This is a genomic window from Pseudoalteromonas sp. Of11M-6, from assembly GCF_022347905.1.
Classification (GTDB): domain Bacteria; phylum Pseudomonadota; class Gammaproteobacteria; order Enterobacterales; family Alteromonadaceae; genus Pseudoalteromonas.
In genome coordinates this window covers 14,428-37,488 of the sequence record NZ_JAKRFW010000048.1, presented here as the reverse complement: position 1 = coordinate 37,488, position 23,061 = coordinate 14,428, and the positions used below count along the sequence as shown (strand labels likewise).

At 42.9% G+C, this 23,061-nt stretch carries 16 protein-coding genes; 4 read left to right on the top strand and 12 right to left on the bottom strand.

Going from position 1 to position 23,061, the window contains the following annotated elements; genetic code table 11:
- Window positions 1-958 (top strand): alpha/beta fold hydrolase (locus MHN32_RS19350; RefSeq protein WP_239422558.1); only part of this gene is annotated, 958 nt, incomplete at its 5' end.
- Between the two features lie 652 nt (window positions 959-1,610).
- Here the strand turns inward: MHN32_RS19350 and MHN32_RS19345 are convergent.
- The 6 genes from MHN32_RS19345 to MHN32_RS19320 all read right to left on the bottom strand — a co-directional run bounded on the left by MHN32_RS19345 (window position 1,611) and on the right by MHN32_RS19320 (window position 11,641).
- On the bottom strand, window positions 1,611-4,067 hold the full coding sequence (locus tag MHN32_RS19345) for an ABC transporter permease (RefSeq protein ID WP_239422557.1): 2,457 nt from the start codon (window positions 4,065-4,067) through the stop codon (window positions 1,611-1,613).
- Window positions 4,068-4,160: 93 nt separating this feature from the next.
- Window positions 4,161-4,886: an ABC transporter ATP-binding protein gene (locus MHN32_RS19340; protein ID WP_010607883.1), complete on the bottom strand. Its 726-nt coding sequence runs from the start codon at window positions 4,884-4,886 to the stop codon at window positions 4,161-4,163.
- Window positions 4,887-4,905: 19 nt separating this feature from the next.
- Window positions 4,906-6,159 carry an HlyD family efflux transporter periplasmic adaptor subunit gene (locus MHN32_RS19335; RefSeq protein WP_239422556.1) on the bottom strand — a complete coding sequence of 418 codons (1,254 nt, stop codon included), beginning with the start codon at window positions 6,157-6,159 and terminating at the stop codon, window positions 4,906-4,908.
- A 348-nt stretch (window positions 6,160-6,507) separates the two neighbouring features.
- Complete coding sequence (locus MHN32_RS19330) at window positions 6,508-7,596, bottom strand: ATP-binding protein (RefSeq protein ID WP_239422555.1); 1,089 nt, start codon at window positions 7,594-7,596, stop codon at window positions 6,508-6,510.
- Between the two features lie 193 nt (window positions 7,597-7,789).
- Window positions 7,790-9,151 (bottom strand): sigma-54 dependent transcriptional regulator, encoded by a 1,362-nt coding sequence (locus MHN32_RS19325; protein WP_102055873.1) that lies wholly within the window; start codon window positions 9,149-9,151, stop codon window positions 7,790-7,792.
- 45 nt (window positions 9,152-9,196) lie between these two features.
- Window positions 9,197-11,641: an ABC transporter permease gene (locus tag MHN32_RS19320; RefSeq protein ID WP_227387609.1), complete on the bottom strand. Its 2,445-nt coding sequence runs from the start codon at window positions 11,639-11,641 to the stop codon at window positions 9,197-9,199.
- 387 nt (window positions 11,642-12,028) lie between these two features.
- On the opposite strand from MHN32_RS19320, the gene typA reads away from it, so the two are divergent.
- Entirely contained in the window at window positions 12,029-13,849 is a 1,821-nt protein-coding gene (gene typA / locus MHN32_RS19315) for a translational GTPase TypA (protein ID WP_095728606.1), read from the top strand.
- Between the two features lie 97 nt (window positions 13,850-13,946).
- On the opposite strand, the gene MHN32_RS19310 is transcribed toward typA, so the two are convergent.
- The 5 genes from MHN32_RS19310 to MHN32_RS19290 form a co-directional block, all read right to left on the bottom strand.
- Window positions 13,947-14,795 carry a CZB domain-containing protein gene (locus MHN32_RS19310; protein WP_010607888.1) on the bottom strand — a complete coding sequence of 283 codons (849 nt, stop codon included), beginning with the start codon at window positions 14,793-14,795 and terminating at the stop codon, window positions 13,947-13,949.
- Between the two features lie 41 nt (window positions 14,796-14,836).
- Window positions 14,837-15,934, bottom strand: a complete 1,098-nt coding sequence (locus MHN32_RS19305) for an ABC transporter substrate-binding protein (RefSeq protein ID WP_010607889.1) — start codon at window positions 15,932-15,934, stop codon at window positions 14,837-14,839.
- Complete coding sequence (locus MHN32_RS19300) at window positions 15,915-17,984, bottom strand: GNAT family N-acetyltransferase (RefSeq protein ID WP_239422554.1); 2,070 nt, start codon at window positions 17,982-17,984, stop codon at window positions 15,915-15,917. Before MHN32_RS19300 ends, MHN32_RS19305 begins: the two co-directional genes overlap by 20 nt.
- Entirely contained in the window at window positions 17,962-20,127 is a 2,166-nt protein-coding gene (gene uvrD, locus MHN32_RS19295) for a DNA helicase II (RefSeq protein ID WP_239422553.1), read from the bottom strand. The genes MHN32_RS19300 and uvrD overlap by 23 nt, the downstream gene beginning before the upstream one ends.
- Window positions 20,128-20,272: 145 nt before the next feature.
- Window positions 20,273-21,217 (bottom strand): chemotaxis protein CheV, encoded by a 945-nt coding sequence (locus MHN32_RS19290; protein WP_010607892.1) that lies wholly within the window; start codon window positions 21,215-21,217, stop codon window positions 20,273-20,275.
- Between the two features lie 122 nt (window positions 21,218-21,339).
- Between MHN32_RS19290 and MHN32_RS19285 the strand changes: the two genes are divergently transcribed.
- Together MHN32_RS19285 and MHN32_RS19280 are read left to right on the top strand one after the other, a co-directional pair.
- A complete protein-coding gene (locus MHN32_RS19285) occupies window positions 21,340-22,419 on the top strand; it encodes a potassium channel family protein (protein WP_010607893.1) in 1,080 nt (359 codons plus the stop codon).
- The gene (locus tag MHN32_RS19280; RefSeq protein ID WP_239422560.1) at window positions 22,419-22,601 is read left to right on the top strand and encodes a hypothetical protein; all 183 of its coding nucleotides are present in this window, start codon (window positions 22,419-22,421) and stop codon (window positions 22,599-22,601) included. Before MHN32_RS19285 ends, MHN32_RS19280 begins: the two co-directional genes overlap by 1 nt.
- Here MHN32_RS19280 and MHN32_RS19275 read toward each other — a convergent pair.
- Complete coding sequence (locus MHN32_RS19275) at window positions 22,598-23,059, bottom strand: EVE domain-containing protein (RefSeq protein WP_239422552.1); 462 nt, start codon at window positions 23,057-23,059, stop codon at window positions 22,598-22,600. The two genes, MHN32_RS19280 and MHN32_RS19275, sit on opposite strands and share 4 nt — an antisense overlap.
- Between the last annotated feature and the right edge of the window lie 2 nt (window positions 23,060-23,061).

Here is a 23,061-nt window from a genome sequence, read left to right as displayed (position 1 = left end):
CCTTGAAGGTGATATTGAGCAACAGTTAGCTGGTATTTGGGCACAGCTTTTGGGTATAAAAGCTGCTGAGATCAGTGCAACGGCGAACTTCTTTACTCTGGGTGGGCATTCGTTGTTATTGGTAAAACTTTGCAATCAGATCCAAGCTCAGTTAGCTGTGTCTGTGCCTTTTCCAGATTTGTATACTGCACTCTCACTGAGAGAGCAAGCCAACGCAATTCAGAGTAAAAACATAGCAGATAGTAATCACAATTCGCCTTTAGTATTTTTAAACAAAAGTGCAAGTGAAGATAAGTCTGAGTTTTTGGTTGTTGCGATTCCTGGGGTGTTGTCAACACCGAATGATTTTAGGTCTTTCGCTCAGACTCTTGATACACACGGAGTACCATGTATCAGTATTCACCATCCCGGTGTATTCGATGATTGTGAGTCAGTTACTACGATCAAATCACATGGACAGTATATCTTTGACAGCATTAGGCCACAGTTTAAGAATAAACAGATCGTTTTAGTTGGGCATTCTTATGGTGGAGCTCTGGCCCAAGAGGTTGCAGAGTGTATGGGCAGTATTGAGAATCAAATATCGCTTGTTTTGCTGGATAGTTATTTTGCGCAGAGTTCATACAGGATGGATATGGACTCTAGATTAGAAAATATAGCAACGTGGACACAATCACTTAAAGATACAGAGCTTGTTAATAAGTTGAATAGGTTGGCTAAGTGGCAGTCGGAAGCGTTTTTCTCATATAGCCCTGATCAGATCTGGGACAAAGAGGTGCTAATGATGTTCGCGGAGGGTTCATCGATCGAGTCATGCAATTATATTGAGCTATCAAAGCAGTGGTTTAGTGGTCCTGTAACAGTTGAAATGGTACCGGGAGGTCATAAATCCATGCTGGAAAGTCCTAACGTTGAGCAAGTCAGTCATGGCTTGTTACGTTATCTCGGTATTCAATAACTACTAGACGTAGATGAATCAGTTGTAGAAATGAGCTGGGCTCCATACTGTTATGGGGCCCATTTTTATTTATCGGTCTAACATCAATCACGCTAATTCTCCAACTAATTGGAACGAAAATACGATATCTCCACGCTTAAAAAAGTTCATTTATTTAACCTCGGGGTAAGAAGTAAGTTAATCCACTAAAATCACTCAGTTCAAAAGCGTAATATCACTCTAGCCAGAAGTTATTTCTTAAATGCAAGGCAAATTTGTGCGTCAAAAGCTGGCCTATTGCAAGAAAATTTAACGCAGTAGTAAGGGATAACAGCTGCTAGAGAACAAGTTGTTATCCCAAGCTCAGGTTATTTAATGTAATCAACACTTGTACAAGCTAAAACTGGCACAGCATAATTATTCGATGTAGGCCTAACAGCAAGGTAAAGATACTAATCAATGGCATTGATGCGAGAGGCCATCACACTGCGCTTAATTCATCAATTTTCGTATAAGTTGCTTGACTGCAAATTCTGCGTTCTGGCTAAAATTCACTTAGGTGGATTACATCTCGTAGCGTGTTAATTAATAGCTTTTTAGAATGTTTATTGAGGGAAAGCAGAACTCGGAATAATAGTTTCTCAATCCGAGTTCTGGGTGCTTAGATGGGCAGTTATTGATCTCGTAGGGAATAAATTGCCGGTCTTCTGATAATCCCCCAAACAGCAAGTGTGGATGTAAACGCAGTTACTGCAATAATAGTAACTATTGGTAATATTAATCCTGTTGTTGAAAGAGCGAATGTGAAACGGGTTGAAGTTATCCACACTGCAACGCCTGAAACTATGATTGCAGCTCCAATTAGCGCGAGTATGATGACCTTAAAGTTCTCTAAGATCACACCTTTCACAATAGTAAGTGGTGACGCTCCAATAGCCATACGAACCCCGAGTTCAAATTTTCTCATGCTAATTCCATAACTTAATACGCCATATATACCAATCACGGCGATTGAAAGTGTCACTATTGCCAAAGCTAGAGATGCCCAACTAGCGATGTAATGAAGCGCAAGAGAATTTGCTAATTGTGATTCAAGTGGTTGAATATCCGAGACTCGCCACGTGGGTGTGGTCTTCGCGATAATACTATTTATAAATTGGGGAGTAAGCTGCTGGTTTGAATCTACTTCTATGATAAAAGAAGGAGCGTAACGCTCGATATTATCTACAGCCCACATTTTGGCTGAGTTACTTTGTTCCGGTAGGTTTAGATCTTCGGTGACGGCAATAATTTCATATTGAATTGTACGGCGTCCATTTAACCAGTAATAACGCTCACCAACTACATCGCCACCCGGCTTTAACTTATTGGCAAACTCTTTATTTACAATGAGGTAAGGAGAGCGATTATACACGTCTTCTCGAGTAAAATTGCGACCTTGGAGAATGTCTAACTGTAACGTTGGTATATACGCTTCATCAATTAAGTTGCCAGAGACAGAATACTGATTCTCAAACCCAGAGTCTGGGCTTAAGAAAGTACTAATACCAAACTCGACAGGCGTACCTGTAGTTAAGCTTGCAGATACAACTCTAGGGTTGGCTCTTATCTCGCTTACAATATCAAGTAGTTGTTGTCTTCTCGTACTATAATATGAATCTCTTTCAGCGCGACTTGGCCTTGGTTCGAAAAGCTGATTCAATTCCACTTGGTAACGATCTTTACTTACGAAATTGGGAGCCTGGCTTAGCAATGACCATGAGTTTATAAAGATTTGAAAGCAAGAAATCAGTAATAAACTAGCAAGAAAGATCTGACTGAAAATTAGTGCTGAACGGGTACTTGATTTCACTTGGATGCTGGTACCTTTACCACTACTTTGTATTTGAGAGTTTAGTTTACTGAAGTTAATTTTGGCACTGATAAGCCAAGCACCTAGCCAAGCTAATAATGCTGAAAGAGTTAAACAAAATATGACTGACGGCACATTAGTTGTTAAGCGTGCAACACTAGGTAAGCTGTCTGTTGCAATTAATTTTAATAGGTAATAGCACAGCTCCGATACACCCAATGCTAAAATTGCTGATAAGAGAGTTAATGTCGCAAGCTCAATGAAAATGCCTCGAACGATCTGTTTTCGTTGAGCGCCTAAAGCCGCTTTTATGGACATAGTCCGCTGCTGATTTACTGCTCTTGCGAGCACTAAATTGGCGATATTGGCACAAGCGATTAGCGTCAAACAAAATGCACCAACTAATAACCAAATTGTTCTTGATGCACTGTCGCCATGGATTTTTTCTTTTAATGGTTTTAGCTCCAAAGTGATAGTCATATCATTAAAAAATGAACGACCTGCAGTTTCTGCTTTAAAACGCCCGTTATATTTATTTGTCAGTTGGTGATTCAGCTTCGCGATATCTTCATCCGCTAAAATTTTAGTTAAAATGTGTCTGTTTGGGCCTGTCAATCCCCATTGCTGAGCATCTCGTCGATAGGATGGAAGGTAATCCCATGGAAGCCAAATACTTGTTAGTCTGCCTGGAGTATATAGCTCTGGCTCAGGTGTATTCTCTGAAAGTACGCCAATAATTCTGAAGTTAACTTGATCTATCTGGAACGTTTTTCCCAAAACCTGTGGATCTGCGCCAAAGTACGTTTGCCAAGAGTGGTAAGAAAGCACCGCTACAGGTGATATACTATCGATACCTTCTTCATCAGAAAAACCACGACCAAGCTCGAAATTGAAACCCAAAAGGGGCATAAACTCTGGAGTGGTGTAAGCAACATTCACCCGAGGGGTATCGGCACGGCTTCGTATTACTTCTTCACCATAGGCAAAAAGTGCAGTTTGAATGTGATCTGATTTTTCGTTTTTATACGCCTCGACCAAAATTGGCATTGGGGTGTAGTCTTCAAATTCAATTTTATCTTTTATGTAGTGGTTTGTCTTAGAGACATATAATTTCTCACTATCATGGTATGGCAGGGGGGCTGCGAGAATCTGGAAGTTTAAGTTGAACATGGCAATAAGCGTGCCCAAAGTAATTCCAAGAGTTATAATTATAGTAAGGGTAAATATTTTTGCTTTGCTAAGAGAGTATAAGCATGATTGGATCTCTTGTTTCAACATGTTGAGCTCCTCACCGGCTGTGTGACGAGCAAAATTGGCAATTCGAAGTGCGGTTCGTACATTTTAAGCTTCCTTGTGTATTCTTATGGTTATTTAGCTAGCCAACGGCTCCGAATGCTTTTCAGTGCTCTGTTCTTGAGGAGTTAAAATCTTGCCATCTAATAGGTGCAGCTTTCGTGTTGCCATATCTGCATACCTAGGATCATGCGTAACCATGCACAATGTGGTGCCTTCTAAATTTAGCGCTTTGAGCATATCCATCACGGCATCACCGTTCTTTGAGTCAAGGTTACCAGTCGGCTCATCTACAAGCAGTAACGCAGGGTTGCCAACCAAAGCGCGGGCTATAGCAATACGTTGTTGCTGTCCGCCTGAAAGTTGATTAGGGCGGTGGCTAGCTCTATGGCCCATGTCTACTTTTGTAAGGCAGCTGGTAACCGCTTGTGTGATCTCAACCTCGGTCATTGGCTCTTTGCGATAACGCAATGGAAGTGCAATATTTTCAAATACGGTCAGTTCATCTATCAGATTAAATGATTGAAATATAAAGCCAACCTTTTGGTTCCGTATATGTGCAGCTTCACTCAAGCTTAATTTACTTACTTCTATTCCCTCAACCTGATAACTTCCATCTGTAGGCGTATCTAGTAACCCCAATATGGAAAGGAGAGTTGATTTACCACAACCTGATGGACCGCATATTGAGACGAAATCACCCTTATATATTTCGAGGTCTATTCCTCTCAGCGCGTGCGTTTCCATTTCCTCTGTGCTAAACACCTTAGTGATGCCTGACATTTTCAATATTGCTTCTTTCATAGTTTGTTATCCTATTAAATTACTGAATTATTCTTATTTTCTGCGCTGTTTTGAAAGAGGTGGTATCGGAGAGAATAACTTGTTGGTCTAAGCCAATACCTTCCTCTATTTGAATATAGTTGCCAGCGTCAATACCGAATGAAACAGATGTTGAGTTGGCATACTCTCCTGCACTATCTAAAACGAAAATAGATTGTTGGGTGTGGGGGTGAGTATTACTAGGGCGCTCGACGTATAACACGTCCTGTAATGAATGTGTCATGATTGTTGCGTCCACGTTGAGTTCTGGTCTTGCAGATTCTGGTACGGCATCGTTGAAGGTGAGCTCGACTTCGATTGTCCCTTCCTGTACTTGAGGGCTGATCCTAGTAACAGTTGCTTGCACTTTCTCACGTCTAGTGTTTATAACCGCAGGTTGACCCACTCGTATTTGCTCGGCTTTAGATTGTGAAACACGAACAAGTGCTTGAAGATCTGCGCTACTACCTACTTGCGCTAGCTCTTGGCCAGCCACAACACTTTGCCCTAGTTCTACAGCCAATCGTTGTAAAACACCTTCAGTTCCAGCGCGAACGGTGAGCTTTGCTTCTCTTTCTATAAGTCGTGCGAGAATGGAATTAGCTTGATTTATTAATTCCTGTGAAATAGTTAAGTCTTCTTTATGCAGTAACTTTAACTGCTCTATACGCTGATGTTGTAACTTTACACGTTCAGCAAGCTGCCTTTCTTCAAGTTCTGCGGTTTTTACCTCAATTGCAGGTACAACTCCCTGATCTCTGAGCTCCTGCTGTGCTTCGCGGCGCATAGCTAGAGACTGATGCTCACTTTTTAATTCCGCTAACGTCGCAGCTTCCATGAGAAGCTCTCGTTGGTTTGCGAGTTTTTGTCGGCGGAAGTTGGCTTTTTGTCTGTTTAATTCCATTTCTGCGCTGGCTAGCTGCTGCGTCAGGTCTGGATCCTGCATCTTTAAAATAATGGTGTCAGGTAGTACTTCACCGCCGGGGCGCACTAATATTTCATTTACTGTTGCGGGGTCTTGTGCGGTAATTAGTTTTTGCTTATTTGAGCGAAGTACACCATAGCCTGTCACTTCAACGTCAAGGTTACCGCGCTGTACATTGCCAATGATAATTGAATGCCTTTCAAGCTTAGTACTGGTCTGATCTGAAAGTTTCCCTATCATGAACCAAATAGATACAAGTACCACAGGAATGCTTATGAGTATAAACAGTTTACGTAATGGCTTAGCTTGTTTCTTTTTTATTACATCCACCTTTAGTTGCCTTTTTTATCGGATTGATAACTTGATGTAAGCAAACAGTGTGCCATTTGTATCTTGTTGTTTTGTTTGTTGTTTTATTTTTATTTGGATAAGTAAAGTCCGGTTCTGGACTATGCGGATGAGTAAATCGGACCAGCAATTTGTGGAACAAGAATGGCGCTATTTATTATGAAATGAGGCATGGCATAACTGTTTTTCTGCCTTGACCTCCATACTGCGTTATCGCTTATTTATGGGGAACAACCACACTACATAGGCTCAGTCTTGCCTAAATACCACACAGGCTGCTGCAAATTTAACCTTGAAAGGCCAACAGACCCTAATTTTCCGATGTTTAGATTAACTAAGTGGTACTGGAATGAGCACTTGACAAAGAGCTCCAGGCCTATCAGAGCGGTTAGTTAAGCTGATGGATCCGGACATATGCTCAACGAAGTAACGACTGATATAGAGCCCGATACCTTCGCCCTTTTGTTTTGTAGAATAAAATGGAACAAAAAGGTTATCGCTATTAGCTACACCGCTTCCTTCATCTAAAACTTCAAAAACAGCGGTATTGTTGGTGGTATACAACCGAAGTGTTATTTTTGAGTCTCTCGGGCTAGCTTCTATGGCATTTTTAACAATATTAATAATCACTTGTTTAAACAGGGTTGGATCAACGTGAAAGTAAACGGGAGAAAGCTCTACTTGCCACTGTTGGTCTGGAAACATACCTTGTACCATTTTTATGAGATCAGTGCCCGATAGGCGCTGGATCGTCACTGTTATTGGTTGGTTTAATTGTGTGTACTTTTGAATAAAGTCCTGTAAGTGAAAACAGCGCTCTAAGACAATATCGAAAGCTTGGCTATCTCTAGGATCGTTGATGCGTGTTTGCAACCTTTCTAATAAGGCAGTTACTGGTGTAAGTGAGTTACGTATTTCATGGCTAATGACACGAATCAAGCGTTGCCAAGCCTGTAGCTCTTGATTTCGCAATGCATGTTGTATATCTATACAAATAACGAGATGATAAGTGTGTTCTTGGTTTGTAAATGTACTGTGCCTAACTTGCCAGCGCTTGTTGAGTCCAAGGTCAACAAAGTGCCACTGTGGCGTATTACTTAGCCCAAGCGATTCAGGGCGACTATAGCGTAAAGTTTGCCATGGTTTTTGGAATAATTGGTAGCACTCTTCATTGCCAAAACAAAGTTGCATGCGTTGATCAAAGATCAGTATGGGGGTATTCAACACACTGATAAGCTCAGCGACCAAAAACGATTGGACATCTTCATCCGTTTTTTCACTTTGCAACATGTCAGAGAGCACATTCAGTTGGTTGTGCAATTGCGCGACAACACCCGAAGAAAATGTGGGCTTAGCTCTTAGGCTAAAATCACGTTTTAACCATGCTTCGACTTGATAACCGCAGCGTTCAAAAGACAATTTACAACGATTGTAGAGCTGTCTTACCAGCAAGCCTTGACACAGAATAAAAATGACAATTATTAGTAGTGAATATAAAGTTATGGATGCCGAAATGTGCACGTCTAAGTGCCAACTCAAAACGCAAATGCCTACAATTTCAAGTACTACCAGCAGTAAAAACTTTACTACAAAATACCGAGCTAACGGTTCTTTAGTTAAGCTCATATTTCTCAAGGCGTCGGTAGAGTGCTTGTTTAGTAATACCCAGTAATTCAGCCGCTTGTTGTTTATTTCCTGCCGTATTATTCAAAGCCTGTGTGATTAATTGTTGTTCCGCTTGTTCTAATGTGATCAGAGGTAATGCTTCTGAATGATTTTGTGTAAGCTGCGATGGTGTGCTCATATGTAATTGCTCCGGCCCTATTTCATCTGTTTGAGCTAATAGAACTGCTCGCTCTAGTAAGTGCCCCAGCTCTCTAGTATTTCCTGGCCAGTCATAAAGTTTTAATTGATTGAGTGCTGCGGGAGTGAGGCTACATTCATTTTTCCCGTATCGGTTACCGTGGGTTTTTATAAAATGCTCTGCCAATAATTCAATATCCTCAGGCCGCGTTCTCAATGGAGGAATTTCTATGGTAAAAGTATTGATTCTATAGAAGAGATCTTGGCGAAACTCAGCTTGTGATATTAGCTGTTCAAGCTTTGCATTGGTGGCACTAATTAGCCTTACATTAGCCACTTCAGTAGTGCTTGAGCCGACAGGTTCATATTCTCTGGATTCTAATACCCGAAGTAACTTGCTTTGTTGCGCTAGAGGCAGGGTACCAATCTCATCTAAAAACAAAGTACCAAGATTCGCGAGTTTAAATCGTCCTGCACGGTCTGATTTAGCATCCGTAAATGCACCTTTTGTATGTCCAAAAAGCTCGCTCTCAAAGAGTTGCTCTGGGATTGTCGCCATATTGACAGAAATAAACGGATGCGTTGAACGGTGTGAGTGCTGATGGATCCACTGGGCTATAAGGCTCTTACCTACACCATTTTCCCCAGTCAGTAGAATATTAGCATCAGTAGGGGCCATCACTTCAAGCTGCTCCATGAGCTGCTTCATTGTTTTACTACGCCAAAGTACGGGTTTAGCATCTCCAGCGAGCGCGTGCTGAAGCCCTTGATTTTTATTAGTTAAATCACTGAGCTGTAGCTGATACCGGATTACTTGTTCGAAACGTTGATTTTTCCATGGCTTTTCTAAGAAATCAGCAGCGCCTAATTGCATAGCTTGCACAACAAGCTCTGTATGTGACCAGGCTGTCATTGCTACAATAGGTGTCGTATTGCCAAGCTGCTGCTGCTGTCTTAAAAACTTTAAACCCTCCTGCCCCGATGTTGAATCTAGTTCAAAGTTCATATCGAGCAAGATTAACTTAGGCTTATTCTGTGCTAGAAAAGTTAGTGCTTGTACTGGATTTTCAACTTCCTCGACAGCTAAGCCTAAATCTTCTAATACAAATCGTGCGGCCAACCTAACTTCTCTATTATCTTCTACTAGCAATATTAGTGGTTTAACGCTCACAGCAAGCTTCCTTGATTTATTATTATCATACCATCAACAGCCGCATTACTCTCCGCGAAGCGAGTGTAATGCTGGGCGGGTAATAATACTTTTTAAGGATAGTAGCGCAACACCAACGACTAGAATAACGACTAAAGTGAAAGAAACTAACCAATGGATAGCGCTATTTATTGTAACAGGTACAAGCGTATCCTGAAGCATCGAAATACTCAATAATACCAAGATTGAGGTGCATACGGCAGCTAGAATAGGTCGTAAATTATCCTTTAACACGAGTGAAAATATGGCAATAGGTGTTGCGCCTAATGACATTCTGACACCTAGCTCAAAGCGTCGTAATGCCATATTGTATTTACATACACCATAGATACCAAGCGCTGCGAGTGCAAGTGCAATCACAGAAAGTGTTAAGGTGAAGATACTGATTACACGTTCTTGCTGTAAATGTGCCGCTAGAAGCTCAGTTGTAGATTGGAAGTTGTAAACGCGCATCTGAGGGTGAATACGTGTTAATACTTGATTGATTTCCGCTCTGCTAATTGTAGAGTGAGGCTTGGTTTGAATTAAAATGAAAGGGTAACCTGTCGGTATTGCTGGTGTAAAAACTCTCGCGATGTGCAGCTGTTTAGGAAGATAGATATCATCAACGACACCCACCACTTCTAAACTCTCATGACTATTACGTGGGTATAATTTTGCACCTAGTACTTGTCCCTGTTCTTTCAGTCGTTTAGCGAGTGTTTGATTTACAATAACGACAGGATCACTATTAATGGCTTCTTTCATGGTAAAGGATCTCCCACTGGTAAGTTTAGCACCAAAGGTGTCGAAGTAAGTTGACGTACCAGTCGTGCGTTGATACTCAAAAGCATTCTTTTCTATTCCCGGTTCAAGTTGCATCTGGCGGTCAGAAAAACCAGGCAACCAGTAGGAAATTGGCGGGTAACCCCCAATACCAGCTGTTGCGACGTGGGGTAGCTTCGCCAATGAGTCAACGGCAGATAGGAGTAATTGTTGACGCTCTTCCCGACTCATTTGTTCTAATAGAGTGCCTAAGTTAAGCGCGACTTGATAGGTATTTTGTTCCCTAATCCCTGTATCACGTTGTAAGTTTTGCCAGCTTGTTTGGAATATCCCAATGCAAATAGTGAGGAGTGAAAGACAGATAAATAACTGAAACGAGATTAGTAAAGTGCGAGTCGTTGCGGAGATTTGAACGCTGGTTCCTTTACCACTACTTTGCAGTTGCTGAACAATATGGCGGTAGTTAAGTTGCCGGCTTACTATCCAAGAAAGGAGTAAGCACACCGTAATACTGACTAAGAAGGCAAATGCAATAGTATGCATCTCTAGATTAAGTTCTTGTAGGCGTGCTAATGGGCCAGCTACTCCTGACTTTAGCAGCTCGATGATCCCTTCGGCAATGAACAGCGACAATGCTGCGGCTGTTATAAACAGCAGTCCTAGCTCTATTGCAATATGCAAAAATAGGTGATTTGGTTTTGCACCCAAAGCGGCCTGAATAGCAAAGCTCTTTTGTTGCTCTGCTGCACGTGATAGCACTAAACTACAAATATTACTCAATGCTATTAACAGCAATACAAGGCTCCCTAACAACATCATAATACTCACTTGCGATGCTTCACCGATAATACGATGTTTAACGGGGATAAATTTGAGATGTACTTTACTGTTGGCAAATGCTTGTTCACCAGCAGTTTGTTGTTGTAGTTGTTCGTTGAGCCAGTTTTCAAGAGACAGCTTTGCGCGACGTGCATGTTGCACATCATGTAACTTTAGCAATTGATATGTCTGGATATTATTCCTTTGCCATGTCGGAGCTGGTGAATCATTGTAGTCATAGCTAATCCATACATCAGTATACCAGTTGGGTGTTGATAATACGGGTTCAATAAATTGCTTATCAGTAACACCTACTATTTTAAAACTAACGCCTTTGAATACGAGCGTTTTATCTAAAATATCAGGGTTACCACCGAAGTAACGCTTCCATACTTGGTATGAAACGATTGCAACGGGTTGCTGACTACCGACCCCTTCATCAGCACTAAAGTAGCGGCCCAATGCCAGTGGCGCATTGAGTAATGGCATAAATTCAGGGGTAATAGCACCGATGTTAAATGTAGGACTGCTCGGTAAACTTTGTTCAACATCAATACTAATATTCTGAATGGCCATGATTTCGATATCAGAGAATTGTGTTTGTTTGTTATATGCCTCTAAACTCCCCGCATGAGGAATAAAGTTGCTCTGTTTCACCTCATTATGGTCATCAACTAATTCACCACGCATTAGCATTAGGCGTTCAGAATCAGGATAGGGAAGTGGAGCTGCGAGAAGTTGATAATTTAGATTATACATTGATACCAATGCGCCTAGCGTCATTGCTAGAGTGAGCGTGATTGTTAACGCATAACTAATGTGGCATTGAAGTCTTTGCCAGGCCATTTTAATAGAATGTATTACCATTTTTACCCCAAATCCGCTCACGATATCCGTCTGTATTCTGTAACAGACATGTCACTCAAATAGAACAAGGTCAGCAACGCGTATGCCAGAATTTATCTTTTTGATAAATATAGAATTTACATTTTTACTGCAATCATTTAGTCCATTATCGGACGATAAAAGACCATAAATGGACTGTGACTGCGCTTAGACTGTGGTGATCCGATACTCTGCCATTGATTTATGAGTTTCTGATGAGGATTATTGAAAAAAATGTTGGATAAACTTTCATCTGTCACATTAATAGTAGATAATACGCGACCTTTAATTCTCAATCGGGCAATCTCAACGCGCATTTTTGCGTAGATCGACTAGGATCACTGAGGGCCAACTTCACTGAGTAATAATATGAGCATCGAAAAGTTAAGAAATATCGCGATTATCGCGCACGTAGACCACGGTAAAACAACGCTTGTAGACAAGCTACTTGAGCAATCAGGTACACTACAGCAGCGCGGTGGTAATGAAGAGCGAGTGATGGACTCAAACGATCTTGAAAGAGAGCGTGGTATCACCATCCTTGCAAAAAATACCGCAATCAAGTGGAACGACTACCGTATCAATATCGTAGATACTCCAGGACACGCCGACTTCGGTGGTGAAGTAGAACGTGTTCTTTCGATGGCTGACTCAGTATTACTACTAGTTGACGCGCAAGAAGGTCCGATGCCACAAACGCGTTTCGTAACGCAAAAGGCGTTTGCTCAGGGTCTTAAGCCAATTGTTGTAATCAACAAAATTGACAAGCCGGGCGCTCGTCCTGATTGGGTAATGGACCAAGTTTTCGACCTATTTGATAATTTAGGTGCAACTGACGAACAGCTAGACTTTAAAGTGATCTACGCATCAGCAATCAACGGTTGGGCAACACTTGATCTTGATGAACCGTCTGACAACATGGAACCAATGTTCCAAGCTATCGTAGACGAAGTTGAAGCGCCTAACGCGGATCCTGAAGGTCCGTTCCAGATGCAAATTTCTCAGCTTGATTACAACTCATATGTTGGTGTTATCGGTGTTGGTCGTATCAAACGTGGTTCAGTTAAACCTAACCAACAAGTGACTATTGTCGGTGCTGATGGTAAGACACGTAATGGTAAAGTTGGCCAGGTACTTGGTTATTTAGGTCTTGACCGTCACGAAGTTGAGCAAGCAACGGCTGGTGATATTATCGCAATTACAGGTCTTGGTGAGCTGAAAATCTCTGACACTATCTGTTGTCAGAATAATGTCGAAGCACTACCACCATTGTCTGTTGATGAACCGACAGTAACAATGACTTTCTCTGTGAACACGTCTCCATTCTCAGGCCAAGAAGGTAAATACGTAACCTCACGTAACATTCTTGAGCGTCTAGAAGCTGAGCTGGTGCACAACGTTGCACTACGTGTTGAAGAAACAGATAACCCAGATAGCTTCCGTGTATCTGGTCGTGGTGAACTTCACTTAGGTATTCTTATCGAGAACATGCGTCGTGAAGGCTACGAGATTGCAGTATCTCGTCCAGAAGTAATCTTGCGCCATGTTGATGGTCAGCTGGAAGAACCGTACGAAACAGTGACTATTGACTGTCAAGAAGAACACCAAGGCTCTATCATGGAACAGCTTGGTCTGCGTAAAGCGGAAATGACTGACATGTCTCCTGACGGCAAAGGTCGTGTACGCATGGACTTCATGATGCCTGCGCGTGGTCTAATCGGATTCCAAACTGAATTTATGACGTTAACATCTGGCTCTGGTTTGATGTACCACACGTTCTCACATTACGGCCCACACAAAGGCGGTAACATCGGTCAGCGTAAAAATGGTGTACTAATCGCTAACGCAGCAGGTAAAGCGCTAACAAACGCACTATTCAACCTACAAGAGCGTGGTCGCCTATTTATTGGTCACGGTGTTGAAGTGTACGAAGGTATGGTTATTGGTATTCACAGCCGTGATAACGACCTAACGGTAAACGCGCTTAAAGGTAAGCAGTTAACAAACGTACGTGCATCTGGTACTGATGAAGCACAAAACCTTGTGCCACCTGTTGTTATGTCTTTAGAGCAAGCGCTTGAGTTCATCGATGACGACGAGCTAGTAGAAGTAACGCCTGAAAGCATCCGTATTCGTAAGAAATTATTGACTGAAAGCGAGCGTAAACGCGCTAGCCGCCAAGCTAAGTAACCTGAGCTTGGGATAACAAGTTATCTCGAAGCAGGCTACTTAGAATACAAAAAATGCCGCAATTTTGCGGCGTTTTTTTGTGCTCCATTTGCTGAATCTAAAACAAGCCGTACTCTTCTGTTTCTTCTGGCTCATAATTTTGTAAATGTTCTGGGCGGAAAATGGCGCTAGGGTCAATCAATACGCTGTGACGTTTTCCCATCTTGACCAAACCCTTCATCAACTTTTTGGTTTGCGCATCGATTTCAAAACCAATACTGGTCATTTCCTGTAGTGATTTAATATCGCTTTCGTCACAGTGAACGTTATCTTCTACCTTATCGACAAGCAAACCGATATGCGGACTTTGGCCATCTTGAGTGGTAAAGACGATGATAGGTTTATGGTCAAGCATGATCTGATCACGGGCTGATTCAAACAATCGTATGAGTTTATTAAAAGTGGTGCTCTTTTCACGAGCGAGAGTATCTATGGCTTCTTGTTTATGTCCCTGTGCGCACATCACTAATAGTTTATCCGCTAATGAATGTAGTTTTGCATGTGGTTCTTCGAAGCGACTCAGTAGTGCTTTAAGATCGTCATTTTCAGTTTTGAAGCCGTAATACCACTGTCCAAAAGCACATTGCTTTGGATCTTTGGCTTTAGTGAAGGGGACATCGTTAAAAATGCTTGCTTCGAGTGCGACAAGCCATTCTTTATGATCTTGCTCTCGCTGCTGTAGCATGCTGACCAATTCTTGATTGGTCTCATAGGAAGAGCGTTTGTTCAATATTATCCCTAAATCAAAAATAGGGGTCGGTACGCCCATGTAATCTTTGACGCCCAAGAAGCTGGGGTTGTCATTGGGTAAATCCGTTAAATTTTCTTCGTAGCGTTCAGTTAATAGAATATCGAGGATTTGCAGTGATATTGTTTTTTTCCCGACGCGAAAGTTAATTAAATCCATGTCAGCCTCGCATATGGTCAGTATCAACTAAGCATAGAACATTATTGGAAAAAGGAACGGTAAACTGGCAATTTCTTTTGCGCTGGCTGGAGCATAAATACCTCTTTAATAACGGTGTTATGCTCCAACTCGTGTTGTAATGCGTTTAGTAGGCAATTGCTGTCAATAGGCAGATCACATTGCTGGATAGCAGTCGTCAACAAGTAGGCATTGAGATAGCCTTCGAATACCTGTTCGTTTTGGGAAAGCGTGCTATTGCGAACTGCTTCGCGAAAAGTGTCACAAAGCTTACCCTTACAAATCGCTGGGTCAGGCACAACTTCGGTGACTAATACTTTGGGCTTGCCTCTGAGTCTAGCGAATAGCTCATTGGAGGAGGCAAATGAAACCGTGGCGTATTGTGTTTCTAGGCCAACTTCCATGGCACGATTGATAAACTTAGACAGTGGCGTGTAGGTGCCGACCATAGCCAAGCCTTCAATTTTATGGCGCTGTGCTTGCTCAAGTGCTCGCTCAATATCATCAGTATTTCGTCTAAAACGGGTTATCACAACAGGTTTGAATCCACGTTCAGCTAACGCTTTGGTAAGGCTTTTTTCTACGGTGAGACCAAATTCATCGGCTTGTATGAGTAGAGCGACTCGCTTGAGTTTTTGTTCATCGACGAAGTAGCGGATGATATCTTGAGCCTCTTTATTATAGCTAGTGCGGAGGTTAAACACATTAAAAGTAATAGGATCTTGGAGAAACTCAGCGCCAGTATATGGCATAAGAAAGGGAACTTTAGAGTGTTCTAAAATTGGTTTTATAGCGTAAGAGGTTGGGGTGCCCATAACGCCAAATAATGCATCGACCTTATTTTCATAAACGAGCTTACGAGCATTGGTTACAGTTTTGTGTGGCTCATAGCCATCATCTAGCACCTGCAACTCAATCTTAGCTGCGCCATCCGTTTTATGCTGGTTATAAAAGTTAAAATGTAGCTCAGCACCAGCCCTTAGTTGTTGACCAATCTCTTTTGCAGGACCTGAGAGTGCGGTGGACATACCAATTTTCACCACAGGTTGAGCGGAAGCTGCAAAGCTCAGTACAGCAGAAGCAAAAGTGAATAGTAAAAATTTAACACCGAAAATACTCATATACTTGCCGTACTGTCTCTCTTAGCGTTGTGGTGAGGGCTTTTTTACCAGATAACCCAAGCAAATTAATTACGACGTGGGTCGAATGTTGCTGTAATATTAGACGAATCACTAATGCTTTGGAAACTTTAGTTAAGTTTTTAAGCAATCGAGGATCGGTTGTGATCAACTGCCATAAAAAAGGACATACTTGTTGCTCAACCGGGTTGCTTTTACGTAAATAGCGCAAATAATCTAGCTGCTCATTAGTTATATGTTCAAAGGGTAAGGTCGCCAATAGCGCGCTCACCACCTCAGTATCGAGTTGTTGATAGTGCGAGCGCAACTGATAGAAAAAAGCTTGTTTGAATACTCGAGTATAGGCGTTGTCTAAGTCGCCTCGGATTTTTTTGAACATCAAAACTGCATACTCGCCACTGGCCTTATCTTGCTTAAATCCCAGTTTCATCGGCTGATAGTGACATTGTGACCAAAATGAAAGCAATGGCGCTGTAAGGCCAAAACTGGTTCCTATGTAACTGATATCTTCTGGTAATGTGGTTTCAAAACATTCAAGTAATTGACTGCCAATTCCTTGCTGTTGTATATCCGGGTGCACGGCTATTCTAACAACTCTTGCGCTTTTTTCGGTGACAAAACGGCTATCACCCAAGCTTGTCGTTAGCTGCTGCGCCAAGAGATGGCCTGTGGGTCTTCGTTTTCCTACTAGAATATCTTCTGCGAGATCTGAAGCGAGTCCGCCTTCGATGACAGCAAGGCAAATGCCTACTAGTTCGTTATTGCAAAATGCACCTTGTAAGCGCAGATCGGGTGCATCTAACAATTGCCTTAAATCATCCACGCTGGTTTGATAATGCGCTAAAACGAGCAGTGAAAATACTTGCTCAAGTAACTGGCTATTTTCTACCAATTCACTCTGGGAAATAGCGCGCATTGTGGTTGATGAAGTGAGTATGGGTGATGTCGCCTTACACTCGAGTACAAATAAATCTCTGATCTGCTGCTCCAGTGGATCATCTGACGCATAACGAATAGGAGTCGACAAGGTGAAATCAAGATAACTTGGGTAATGTGATTCTAAGTAGCGTTTAAACCGTAACGTGTAGCCTCTACCATTACCCTCATAACCAACTAAGGTGCTGGAAAAAATGCAGCGAAAACCAAGTTGAGTGATTTGTATTAAAAATGGAACTGGCAGGGCAGCTGCCTCATCTACCAAAATAATCGTATTGCTATCAAGCGTAGAGGCTTGTTGTAGTAACGCATCTGGTGCCATATAGCTGAGATTAGCCAGCTTCTTCGTTTTTACATCAACCTCGGTATTGAGTGTTTGAGCAAACATGCTAAAGCAACTATGCAGCGCATGAAAATGGCGGCTACAAATAACAAATTGTTGTGTAGGATGCTTTGATGCCAAGAGACCTAATAACGCGCTCTTCCCTCGACCTCTATCTGCACTCAGTAATACAGGTGTTTGCTGGTTTTCCAATATTGCGGAGAGTTGCGCAAGTACAATTTGTTGCTCTGCAATACCACTAACCACTGAACTTGTAGCAAGATACGCTGAGGGTAATTGAGCTCCAAAGTGTTCACTGATATGCCAAACTGTTCGTTGCTGCCAGAGCTGCTGCCACCTTTTTAAAAAGTGGCTGTGTTTGGGCGTTTGCCCCTCTGAACACCAGCGGGTAATTGCAGGGTCTAGCCAGTGGTCGAGTTCATCTAACTCGGGAAGTAACAACAGCAGTAAGCCGCCTGCTTTTACCGTGCCCGCTGCCGCTGCGATTTTGTTAGGCACAATACCGCTAAAGCCGTCGTAGACTAGGTTGCTAAATTCTTGTCCGAGTATTTGGTGTAAATGCTCAGGCCAAACGGCATTTTCTAATGTCTTATTGCTACTTAGGATAAGATTATCGTTTGAGTTTGCTAGTAGCTGCTGACACTGCGCGTAACACCAAGCTTGGCTGCCGGTGATAAGCAAGAGTTGCCGATGGCGGGCATCGGCAAGCTGAGAACGTAATTGTGAAAGACTAGAGTGCTTGAAGTCTTGCATAGGCGGTTACTAACCACTTACTACCAACATCATCAAAGCTAACCTGGATGCGTGATTGAGCACCTGCACCTTCATAGTTAAGCACTGTACCTGCACCAAATTTGGCATGGAGGACGCGCTGGCCTAAATTAAAGCCGCTATCTTCAAAGGTCGCGTGACTGATTGATGGGCTGAATCGACCCGAGTTAGCCGGACGAGAAATTTGCGTTTTGATCCGGATTTCTTCCATGCAGTCTTCAGGAATTTCACGTAAGAACCTTGAAGGGCTGTGATGTTTTTCTTGACCATACAAGCGGCGACTTTCTGCGTGGCTAATGTAAAGCTTATCCATGGCACGTGTCATACCGACGTAGCACAAGCGGCGCTCTTCTTCCAAGCGGCCTGACTCTTCATTACTTTGTTGCGATGGGAACATGCCTTCTTCCACCCCAACCATAAAGACCAATGGGAACTCGAGACCTTTGGCCGAGTGCAGCGTCATCATTTGTACCGCATCTTCGTGCTCGTCTGCCTGGCCTTCGCCTGCCTCCAAAGAGGTATAGGCTAAAAAGCCTTGTAATGGTGAAGTAAAATCTTCATCGATAGGCAGCTCATACTGACCACAAGCACTGATCAATTCTTCCAAGTTTTCCACTCGAGCGCGGCCTTTTTCGCCTTTTTCGGCTTGATACATTGCCATGAGACCTGACTGCTCAATGGCTGTCTGTGCTTGTTGTGCCAGTTCAAGATCGGCAATTTTATCGTCTAGCTGCTCGACTAATTCAATAAATTTTGTCACCGCCGTAGCTGCTCTTCCCGCTAAATGCTTTTGCGCAAGTACGGCTTTGGCTGCATCCCAAAGTGAGAGTGATTCGTGACGTGCACAATCGCGAATATGACTTAATGTTTTATCACCAATACCACGGGTTGGGGTGTTTATCACACGCTCAAATGCCGCGTCGTCATTACGATTACTGATTATACGAAGGTAAGACAGGGCATCTTTAATCTCTTGGCGTTCGAAGAAACGCATACCGCCATAAATACGGTACTTTAATCCTTCTTGAAGTAGGGCTTCTTCTAACACTCGGGACTGTGCATTGTTTCTGTAGAGTACGGCGCTGTCGCTGAGTGCATTGCCAGCCTGTAACCAAGATTTAATTTTGCCAACCACAAAGCGTGCTTCATCAAGTTCATTAAAAGCGGCGTAAATTGAAATTGGCTCGCCTTGATTACCGTCAGTCCAGAGACTTTTACCCATTCGCTCCGCGTTGTTTTCAATGAGCGCGTTGGATGCTTTTAGAATGGTTGCAGTAGAACGATAATTTTGTTCAAGACGGATCGTTTCGGCGTTAAAGTCGTCTAGAAAACGTTTGATGTTTTCTATTTTTGCACCACGCCAGCCGTAAATACTCTGGTCGTCATCCCCTACGATCATGATATTGTTGTCACTACCTGCAAGCAGGCGTAGCCACAAATACTGAATGCTGTTGGTATCTTGGAACTCGTCCACTAGCATATGGCGGAAGCGTTGTTGATAGTGACGTAGCAAGGTAGGTTGTTGCTGTAATAGCTCGTAGCAGCGCAATAGGATCTCGGCAAAATCAACAAGACCGGCTCTATCACAGGCATCTTGGTAAGCACTATACACGTTCAGCATCAGCTGTTCGTTGACATCGTATGCTTGAATATCTTTGGGTCTTAATCCTTCGTCTTTACGCGCGCTGATGTACCAGCTTAACTGCTTAGGTGGCCACTTTTTCTCATCGATATTCATGGCTTTGAGCAAACGGCGGATCATTCGTTGCTGATCATCGCTATCTAGAATTTGAAATGACTCTGGTAATTTAGCTTCACGGTGATGGGCGCGTAACATGCGGTGGGCAAGGCCGTGGAAAGTGCCTATCCACATACCACCAACAGGGCCATTGAGCGTCGCTTCAACACGAGCACGCATTTCTTTGGCTGCCTTATTGGTAAAGGTTACCGCGAAAATACTAAATGCGGAGGCGTGCTCAACTTGCATAAGCCAAGCTATACGATGAACGAGTACTCGTGTTTTACCTGACCCCGCACCTGCGAGCACTAACATGTTTTGCAGAGGTGCGGCGACTGCATCGCGCTGTTTGTCGTTGAGGCCGTCGAGTAATTCTGATACGTCCATTGCTTTGCCTATTTGCTCAAATGATGGCAAGTATACCGAGTCGTTGCCGTAAATCCCAGCATATCGCAAAGCAAACCTAACCGAGTAAAGGTAACGTTATGATTTATAAAGAAACATAAACTGGTTTTTTATACAGTGTTTATTTTTATTTTTGCAAAACGTCCTTCAACCGATTTTGTACCTCTGTAACCAATAAATCGGGCTGGAATTTTGATAGAAACGCATTACAACCCACTTTTTCGACCATGGCATGATTAAAGCTGCCACTGAGTGAGGTATTGAGAATGACATAAAGGTCTTTCAGGCGACTGTCATTGCGAATTTCATAGGTGAGTCGATAACCATCCATAACCGGCATTTCTGCATCGGTGATCACCGCAAGTAACTCTTTTTGTACGTCGATACCTTCGTCGGCCCAGTGCTTTAACACATTGAGCGCCTCTTGGCCGTCAGTCGCTGGGATGATTTCTATGCCCAATTGTGCCAAGGTATCGGCAACTTGACGACGAGCAGTCGGCGAGTCATCGGCATGTAGAATTTTACGGCCATGAAACTCGTTGATGATATCTTTATCTAGAATGTCTTGCGGGATCTCAACTTTGTATTCGACGATTTCGGCAAGTACCTTTTCTACATCGATAATTTCAACGATGTGTTCAACGCCGTCACGTTTGATTTTGGTCAGTGCGGTGAGATAGTGATTGCGGCCAACAGACTTAGGGGTTGGCATAATATCGGACCACGTAGTATTGACGATTTGGTCAACTTTACCAACTAAGAAAGCCTGCACTGAGCGGTTGTACTCTGTGATCACTAAGTTGCAGTCTTTGTCTCGGTCGCATGGCGGCATGCATATCGCTTGTCGTAAATCGATAACCGGAATAGACTCGCCACGGATGTTGGTTACGCCACACACTTTAGGGTGTGCATTGGGCATTTTGTTAAGATGAGGGAGCTTAACAACTTCTTTTACCTTGAAGACGTTGAGCGCAAAAAAGTGGCGGCTATGAAGATGAAACAATAGCAACTCTAGGCGGTTTTCACCCACCAGTTGTGTGCGTTGATTTACTGAGGCCAATACGCCAGCCATGTTAACCCCTCATTACTTCTTGTAACCTTTTCTAAGACTATATCAAAGAAGTCGATATGTCGTGTTGTTTTTTGGCTAAAATCTGCAGTAAGGTAGCAGTATGTATTTGATAGGGAAGCAATATGCCTATAATTTTTAAGCGCTTAGTTGTTTTGATGCGGGCTCATGTGGATAAGGCCAGCTGGCAACTGTTATTTATGGCAACGCTCATTCATATGTCGGTGACGTGGGGGTTATTATGGCTCAGCAATGAATCGGCGTTATTACCACTGAGCACGTTCTTTTATTACTACGTGGTGACGACTTCAACAGTTGGCTACGGAGACTTTAGTGCAACAACGGATTTTGGCCGTTTAGTCGTTGCCATAATACAGATCCCATTTGGCCTTGCGCTATTTGGTGTGTTATTGGGAAAAGCTGGACAATTTGTGACGTATTGGGTGAGAAGAGGCATGACAGGGGAAAAAGACTTTGCACATTTGCAAAACCACATTGTAATTTTTGGTTGGCATGATGTCAGAACAAAAAAAATGGTGGATTACATTTTAGGTGACAATAAACGCGAAGATAGAAAAATCGTATTAGCCGTCACCGAGGCCATGGAGCATCCGCTGTTGAGTTATCCGGAAGTCGCATTTGCGCGTTTAACCAGCTTTACTGATGACGAACAGCTAAGTCGGATTAACATTGAGCGGGCTGACAAAATCATCATTGATGGCGATGATGATAACCAGACATTTACCACCGCGCTAAAGCTTAGTCGGGTAGTAAAACCCGAAGCACATATTAGCGCGCACTTCTTGGACGATAGCAAAGCACTACTTTTAAGAGAGCATTGTAAAAATGTTGAATGCTCAGCATCTATGTCTGCGGAAATCTTAGTGCGAGCCATGCAAGACCCAGGCTCAAGCCGAGTACAAGAGGAATTGCTGTCGACGCTACACGGCGATACGCAATTTAGCTTAGCCTTACCTGCAGAGGTAAGCTGTTTAACCTTTGGTGATATTTTTGGTTATTTTAAACAGCATCATGATGCGACGCTGCTCGGTGTTGCGCACGATATAAATGCGCTAAATATGGATCTAAACCCACCTCTGGATTACAACATCACAGGGGGAGATATTTTGCACTATATTGCACCACAGCGAGTGCTTGCATCAGAGGTTGACTGGTCATCACTATGTTCGAAGAACTCTTTTTGATGATTGCTGCTGTGTGCGCTTACTTACTTCCTGTCGCTTTGGTTGCAGGAAGCAAGCGCAGCAAAGGGCATGAAAAAAACGGCTGGCTGATAGGAACGCTACTGTTTTCTTGGGTCGCTTTGCTGCTATATATCAGCATAGTGCCTAAGCACGGGCGACAAAAAGGCAAAGCAAAACGTTAGCTTTGCCCCGACATCTCTAAAATAACCTGCCACTCAGGTTTGATGATGGGCATGATGGATAACCTCCCCCCTTTTTTTAGAGCCAGCTCGGTGAGCGCAGTGTTGGCTTTTATCGCTTGCAGGGTCACCGGGCGTAGGTGCCGCTCATATGCTAGAGTGACACCTACCCAGCGAGGGTTATCAGTGCTTGATTTAGCATCATAATAATCACTGCTTAAGTCAAATTGATGTGGATCTGGCTCTGCTGCTTTCACCACTTTGGCAATACCGACAACCGCAGGGACTTTACAGCTTGAGTGGTAAATAAACACTGAGTCACCCACCTTAACCTCGTCACGCAGGAAGTTTCTTGCCTGATAATTACGAATTCCCTCCCAAAAAGTTTGCTGCTCAGGCGCGTTTTTTAAGTCATCAATGGAAAATGCATCGGGTTCTGTTTTAAACAGCCAATAAGCCATAT

What these genes read in the sequence shown, in the direction of transcription:
- MHN32_RS19345 (WP_239422557.1), bottom strand. Translation starts at nt 4,067, where the DNA reads ATGTTGAAACAAGAGATCCAATCATGCTTATACTCTCTTAGCAAAGCA.
- MHN32_RS19340 (WP_010607883.1), bottom strand. Translation starts at nt 4,886, where the DNA reads ATGAAAGAAGCAATATTGAAAATGTCAGGCATCACTAAGGTGTTTAGC.
- MHN32_RS19320 (WP_227387609.1), bottom strand. Translation starts at nt 11,641, where the DNA reads ATGGTAATACATTCTATTAAAATGGCCTGGCAAAGACTTCAATGCCAC.
- typA (WP_095728606.1), top strand. Translation starts at nt 12,029, where the DNA reads ATGAGCATCGAAAAGTTAAGAAATATCGCGATTATCGCGCACGTAGAC.
- MHN32_RS19310 (WP_010607888.1), bottom strand. Translation starts at nt 14,795, where the DNA reads ATGGATTTAATTAACTTTCGCGTCGGGAAAAAAACAATATCACTGCAA.
- MHN32_RS19305 (WP_010607889.1), bottom strand. Translation starts at nt 15,934, where the DNA reads ATGAGTATTTTCGGTGTTAAATTTTTACTATTCACTTTTGCTTCTGCT.
- MHN32_RS19300 (WP_239422554.1), bottom strand. Translation starts at nt 17,984, where the DNA reads ATGCAAGACTTCAAGCACTCTAGTCTTTCACAATTACGTTCTCAGCTT.
- uvrD (WP_239422553.1), bottom strand. Translation starts at nt 20,127, where the DNA reads ATGGACGTATCAGAATTACTCGACGGCCTCAACGACAAACAGCGCGAT.
- MHN32_RS19290 (WP_010607892.1), bottom strand. Translation starts at nt 21,217, where the DNA reads ATGGCTGGCGTATTGGCCTCAGTAAATCAACGCACACAACTGGTGGGT.
- MHN32_RS19285 (WP_010607893.1), top strand. Translation starts at nt 21,340, where the DNA reads ATGCCTATAATTTTTAAGCGCTTAGTTGTTTTGATGCGGGCTCATGTG.
- MHN32_RS19280 (WP_239422560.1), top strand. Translation starts at nt 22,419, where the DNA reads ATGATTGCTGCTGTGTGCGCTTACTTACTTCCTGTCGCTTTGGTTGCA.
- MHN32_RS19275 (WP_239422552.1), bottom strand. Translation starts at nt 23,059, where the DNA reads ATGGCTTATTGGCTGTTTAAAACAGAACCCGATGCATTTTCCATTGAT.